The 6,232-nt window shown below is 37.5% G+C and carries 7 protein-coding genes; all 7 read right to left on the minus strand.

Annotated elements, in window-relative coordinates:
• Positions 1-23 precede the first annotated feature (23 nt).
• The 7 genes from ACYT32_RS11990 to ACYT32_RS12020 all read right to left on the minus strand — a co-directional run bounded on the left by ACYT32_RS11990 (position 24) and on the right by ACYT32_RS12020 (position 6,155).
• Positions 24-263, minus strand: coding sequence for a hypothetical protein (locus tag ACYT32_RS11990; protein WP_041095869.1), 240 nt, complete (start codon positions 261-263; stop codon positions 24-26).
• A gap of 71 nt (positions 264-334) precedes the next feature.
• Positions 335-1,126: a ParA family protein gene (locus tag ACYT32_RS11995; RefSeq protein ID WP_016527412.1), complete on the minus strand. Its 792-nt coding sequence runs from the start codon at positions 1,124-1,126 to the stop codon at positions 335-337.
• A gap of 134 nt (positions 1,127-1,260) precedes the next feature.
• Positions 1,261-1,845 (minus strand): recombinase family protein, encoded by a 585-nt coding sequence (locus tag ACYT32_RS12000; protein WP_105923078.1) that lies wholly within the window; start codon positions 1,843-1,845, stop codon positions 1,261-1,263.
• Between the two features lie 235 nt (positions 1,846-2,080).
• Positions 2,081-2,575 carry an AAA family ATPase gene (locus ACYT32_RS12005; protein ID WP_395266445.1) on the minus strand — a complete coding sequence of 165 codons (495 nt, stop codon included), beginning with the start codon at positions 2,573-2,575 and terminating at the stop codon, positions 2,081-2,083.
• Positions 2,553-3,482 carry an IS30-like element ISLpl1 family transposase gene (locus tag ACYT32_RS12010; RefSeq protein WP_003592463.1) on the minus strand — a complete coding sequence of 310 codons (930 nt, stop codon included), beginning with the start codon at positions 3,480-3,482 and terminating at the stop codon, positions 2,553-2,555. The genes ACYT32_RS12005 and ACYT32_RS12010 overlap by 23 nt, the downstream gene beginning before the upstream one ends.
• A 41-nt stretch (positions 3,483-3,523) precedes the next feature.
• Entirely contained in the window at positions 3,524-4,873 is a 1,350-nt protein-coding gene (locus ACYT32_RS12015; protein ID WP_373926910.1) for an AAA family ATPase, read from the minus strand.
• A gap of 319 nt (positions 4,874-5,192) precedes the next feature.
• Entirely contained in the window at positions 5,193-6,155 is a 963-nt protein-coding gene (locus ACYT32_RS12020; protein WP_198073575.1) for an L-lactate dehydrogenase, read from the minus strand.
• Between the last annotated feature and the right edge of the window lie 77 nt (positions 6,156-6,232).

Here is a 6,232-nt window from a genome sequence, read left to right on the forward strand (position 1 = left end):
AACTCCCCCCCCTTAAAGTGACATCACATATTTTTTATAAGCTCATTTAAAAATTTGGAGGCAGACTTAAAATTATGTTCTTTAGCCAGACCATCAAGTCTTTTGCGTGCGCTAGGTTGAAGTGAAAAGGTATAGTTCTTAGTACGTTCCTCTTCATCTTTAAAAACAGGAATAACAAGTTTATCTTTAGTATCAGTTTGCTGTTCTGTTTCATTTTTTTGTAGTGCCTTTTTTATGTTTTTGTTCTCTGGATCGAATGCCATAGGTAGTCCTCCTTTATAATTCACATGTATACGTATTGAATATACATGTGATTAACACGTGTACAAAGCATTTATAACTTTTCCGTGATTTCATTAAATGTTTTGTCCATACTATCAAAAAATTCATGTTGATCAATATATGTTTTGTGGTCTTCAGCCATTTTTGAAAGAGATTTTTTATCCAACGTTGAACGATTGAATAGCTCCTTTTCTGGAACTGTAGCCAATACACTGGGATCGCCTTTTAAGGCTTTTAATAACTCGCGAGATGATCTTGTGTTGTGTTTAATCATGTTGGCGATAAAAAATAATTTGGTCGTGACATAAGATTTTCTAGTAGAGTAATCAATGGCTTCTTTGCGTAATTCGTTAATTCTTTCTTCTAGGTTAAATTTTGCATTATACCCATGTTCGCTAGGTGTGATTGGACTAAGGATAGCATTACTAATGATTACTGCATTCTTGGTAGCAGTAGAAAAATCTGGGTGACAATCCAAAATAATATACTCGAATTTTCCTAAATTTAAGCGTTCATAATTATCTGACAACCACATGTAGAGGAACATGTTTTTGTTAGTCTTATTTTCAATGGTCCGCTCAATATCGTCAAGGTGCATGTCTCCGGCAATTAGACTAATATAAGCACTTATTTCATGTATTTTGACTTTCCCTCGATCTAAGAAAATGTTGCCAACGGTGTCTTGATTGTCGTAAATGTTGTAAGTCTGGGTTAAATTACTTTGGTGGTCTAAGTCAATAAATAAAACATGCTTGCCATTTTTTGCTAACCATTCACCATAATTAAAAGCTAGGGTAGTTTTACCAACGCCGCCTTTTATAGCTGAAAATGTAATAATTTCCATTAGTTTCCCTCCTCATACATGCTAAGTAAGCTTAATAAATATCATTACATGTATAATAGCACGTAGCACGTATATTTGCAAATGGTACATATGATTTATATTCATGAATGATTAGTATACACTAGCTAAGTGTCCTATCTCTTGATATTAAGCTTTTTACGATATCGAATAAAAGTTGTCCGCTTGATCCCGGTATTCCGAGCAACGTCTATGTCACTCATGCCTGCCTGATAAAGCTTAAAAGCATGTTGCAAGCGGGGATCATCTTTGGCATATTGAGGTTTCCGACCATGATATTTGCCTTGTTGTTTAGCCAGGGCAATGCCTTGTTGCTGCCGCTCAATAATCCGCTTACGCTCACTTTCGGCTTGATACTTATATAGTTCAATGATGAGGTTGGTCATGAGTTGACGTAAGTTTTGGTCAGCAATCCCCGTCATAGACGGCAAATTCAACACATCTAGGGTGGCCCCCTTACTTTGAATGGTGTTCATGATCTGGGTTAAATCCTGGTTGTTTCGGCCCAAGCGATCTAGTTCAGTGACCAAGACAATATCACCCTCGCGGATATAAGCCAGCAGTTTTTGCAGTTCAGGTCGATTGGTGTTAGCCCCACTTAATTTATCCGTAAATAATTTATCAACGCCTTTTAAAGCCGCTAACTGTCGATCTAAATGTTGCTCCTTGGAACTCACGCGAGCATAACCGATTTTAGTCATTTTCAGTTCTCCTTTTGGACAGTTCTAATGAACATCTGTAATTCCTAGTATAGCACGGAAATAAAAAAGGCCATTAGGGCATACCCTGTTGGCCAGTTGCTTTGGCTGTAATAATAAAATGCAGCTCTGTTTTTAATTAAAGATATTGTTCATTCAAATGTATGCTTGGCGAAACGATGATATGAGAGAAATTGCAGAGCGATGTACGTGCTACTATCAAAATAAATATTGAGAACTAATGCTTTACTGCATTATCGTTTTTCCAGTGTGCTGTGAAATGAGCTTCAGCATGATTATCCGCAAGAATCCGATGAAAGATTGATACCAACTCATCTGCGCTCTCGGTAAAGGATTGTGCAGAAAACTCGTCAATGGCTGAATGAGAATTAACATTGAATAGTTTGAGATACTGCTCATTATTCCGATAAAATTCATCCTGCTTAATTCCCGTAAACTCGATGTACGTCTCAATAATTCGACGCATTGAGTTAAGCATGGAATTTGTATACCCATGTTTTGCCAAATCACCAAGTTCTATCCAGAGTGCATCATAATTTGTCTGCATATCCCGCTTCGCATCAGTAATCTGAACGAATGACCCTTGCCGCAAATGATAAAAGTCACTCTTATCATATTTTGTCTTGCCGTTCTTGTCTTCAAATGCCCCATACGGAGGAACGTTTAAGTAAAAATGGTAGATTGCAAATTTAATCCGAATTTTTGGACAAATTTGTCAGCATAACCTGATACGGTGTTTGCCAGTCGAGTATTTTAAGCGGTCGCTGGTTAATTTGGAGTAACGTCGTCGTTAAATCTTGAGCACTAATGTGCTCAAAACGAGTCCCTTTAGGATAAAAATAACGTAAATTCCGATTAAAGCGTTCATTACTACCACGTTCAGCTGGCGTATAAGCATGGCAGTAATAGGTCTTAATACCATATTGTGATTCAAGTGATACTAGCCCACTAAACTCAGTGCCACGGTCCACAGTAAAGCTGTGCACCGGACCATTAAAAGTGGTTAGGAACTTAGTTAGTGCTTCATTAACAGTCGCTGTCGTCCGATCTTTTAACCGGTATGCCCAAAGGAACCGTGATTTGCGATCGATTAAAGTTAATAAAACTGCCTTACTATGCCCACGAGGACCAACGACTGTATCTAGTTCAAAATCGCCGATGCGCTTACGTTGATTAATCATCATGGGACGCTGTTCAATTGATCGCCCCAAAGATTGATTATATTTGGATCGTTGGTCAACGTTACGCCGTTGGCGTACGCCATGTTCAGGTAGATCATTCAAAGAGAAACCAATTCTCCCCTGATTTAGCCAATTATAAATAGATTTAGTAGCTAGTTTAAATTCGTGAGCAATCATTCCTGGTGACCAGCTTAGACGTAAATGGTTGAGAATTTTTTGCTTTAACTCATCGCTCAGCTTAGTTTTCCGACCACATCGTGATCGCTTGTATTCGGCATCTGTTTGTGCTAATTCAGCCTGATAAGGTTGACATCGAGATAATTCATAAGAAATTGTTGACGGTGATCGGTTCAGCCGAACGCCCATTTGGATATTGGACAGCCCTAGTTCACAAAAGGTTTCGATTTTAATTCGTTCGGAATAGGTTATACTAGACAAAAGATCAGCTCCTAAAAGATGGGTTTGTGGTAAACACCATTTTAAAGGAAGCTGATCTTTTTTGTCCGAACAGCGTTCGGATTAATTTTACAATCTACCAAATGAATATTATGAGTCATGATTACAATGAAGTCTTTTTGGTGATCAAAGCGTTCTCTTTGCTTCCCTTGATAAAGTTTCTGCATTTCCGTAATAATCAAATATTGCATATCAGAGTCGTTCGAATTCATTGGGTCATCAAAAATTATTAACTTTGGAGACGTAGATGTTTGTATGGTTGTCTCACCTAGTTTCTCTAAAAAATATAATAGTGCAATTACATTTTTTTCACCAGTGGATAACTCTTTCACTCTGCGTAGTGTGCTTTTTTTACCTACAGTTTGTGAAACCTGGTAATAACCAGTCTCTTCATTTTCTGTGTAAGTTAACTGCCACGGAACAACTCCTTGTAAACGTTTGTTGATGTTTTTAATTGCCTGTACCTCGGCTTTCGGCTTCAAAGCATCAATTTGATCATTCAAATTCTGAATGTCCGCTTCAAGGTCTGCTTGCTGTCCTACTTTTTTGTCAAACTCTTCTTTGACATTTTTAAATGTTTTTCTTACATCGTTCATCTGCACACATTTCACATCATATTTGAACTGACCAAGTAATTTGTAAATCATGTTATATCGGAGCTTTTCTTGTGCCTCCCTTTTTTTTGTTGCGAGTGATGCTCCATACTCCTTATTATTCTTCACCAACGAATTGTAACTCGAAAAATCAAAATCTTCTGGAACTTCTATGTCTAATTCGTCCAACTCGCTAAATAAATTTTTTTCTTTGGATTCTAGTGCGTCTTCCAAAGCGTCACAAAATGATAATATTATCTTTTTATGTGCAACTAAATCATCCAAAATATTCCCCGCCGTTTCCTGATATTCCGGATAAAATGCTGCCTGAGTCCATTTCATGCTTATAATTAAGCTTGATAATTGACTTACTTTTTTCTTACCCTCAACAATTCGGTTTTTCAATACTGCCACTTCATCAGCACTAAAGTATGATTCGAGTTCTTGAAAGGTTTCTTCGGAAATAGCGTTTCCACAAAATGCGCAAATCTCTCCGCTCTGATGTTTATGAATTCGCATGCCTTCTTCAGCAAAATTAATCCTTTGCTGATTATTTTGAAGCCGTTTAATACGGTTTTTCTCCTCAACTTTACTCTTGAGAATTTCATTTGTACTTTTCAGATATGCTGAATAGTTAACGTGCTTCCATTCGACAGTATTAACGAATAGTTCCTCGGTTTCAAGCGTCTTCTTTAACTGAGTAACATCAATTTCTTGGAGCGCCGCAGCGTGGGAAATTTCCTTCTTAAAGTCACTCTTATTATAGGTCGTCTTAGATATTTGCGGCCGATATTAGTTTTTAAATCAATAATTAAAGGTTGAAAGAATGAAATTATGCTTAGTCAACTGTGATGAAGTTATTAGTAGGAACAAAATTAGCTTAATCGTCCGTCCTCCAACGAGAGTTGAGCCGAAATACAGTGCGAGTTCTAAGCCTGGTGAATCAGACGACACAGAATAGTTTAACTTCCGTCCTGCGGCTCGCTTGGTTTGGACCGCCTTTTGTACTTTGAACTTTTAGACAAACAAAAAAATCGGTAATCCGCGTAAATTAAGTTCGCGAATTATCGATTTTTTAATAACAGTCAAAAAATTAACTTTATTTTTCCAAGTTAGCTAAACCATCGTTTAAAACTTTCTTCAAAGTTTTTGCAGAAGCAGCCATCTTTTGTTTTTCATCAGCATTTAATGGAGATTCAATAACACGAGCTAAACCTGAACCATTAATAACAGCTGGTGTACCAATGTAGATGTCTTTTAAGCCATCATATTGGCCGTCCATGTAAGCACTAACAGGAAGAACCGCATTTTCATCACGTAAGATAGCTTTTGAAATCCGTGTCATAGCAGTTGCAACACCATAGAAGGTTGCGCCTTTTTTGTTGATGATTTCGTAAGCTTTGTTACGAACCTCGTCTTCAATCTTAGCAAGATCATCAGTTGAAACGCCTTCTTCTTTAGCAATTTCAAGTAATGGTTTTGTGCCGATAGTAGCTGCTGAGTAACCAGCAAATTCTGAATCGCCATGTTCGCCCAAGATGTAAGCATCAACAGAAGCAGGTGAAACATTGAATTTCTTACCAAGAGCCACACGTAAACGAGCAGTATCCAAAGAAATTCCTGAACCAATAACTTTTTCCTTAGGGAATCCTGAGAATTTCCATGTAGCGTAAGTTAAGATATCAACAGGGTTAGCAGCAACCAAGAAAATACCATTGAAGCCTGAGTCAACAATTGGTTTAACAATTGTTGATAAAATCTTCAAATTCTTGTTTACAAGGTCTAAACGAGTTTCACCAGGTTTTTGAGGAGCACCAGCTGTGATGACAACTAAGTCAGCATCCTTGCAATCTGAGTATTCACCAGAATAGATCTTCTTTGGTGAAGTAAATGGAGTTGCATCTTCAAGATCAAGTGCATCACCTTGTGTACGTTCCTTGATGACATCGACAACAACGAATTCTTCAGCAATTCCTTGTTGAGCCATTGCAAAAGCAAAACTAGAACCTACAGCGCCGTCGCCGACTAAAACAACTTTTTGATGATTTGGTGTATTAGACAAAATATAACATCCTTTCAATTTGTAATTTCAGATACAAGTATAACACGTTCAGCATTGGTTTCGCATTCACTAATTAA

Source organism: Companilactobacillus sp. FL22-3 (genome assembly GCF_054881455.1).

Excerpts from the sequence above, each read along its gene's own strand:
- ACYT32_RS11995 (WP_016527412.1), bottom strand. The coding sequence starts at position 1,126 with ATGGAAATTATTACATTTTCAGCTATAAAAGGCGGCGTTGGTAAAACT.
- ACYT32_RS11990 (WP_041095869.1), bottom strand. The coding sequence starts at position 263 with ATGGCATTCGATCCAGAGAACAAAAACATAAAAAAGGCACTACAAAAA.
- ACYT32_RS12000 (WP_105923078.1), bottom strand. The coding sequence starts at position 1,845 with ATGACTAAAATCGGTTATGCTCGCGTGAGTTCCAAGGAGCAACATTTA.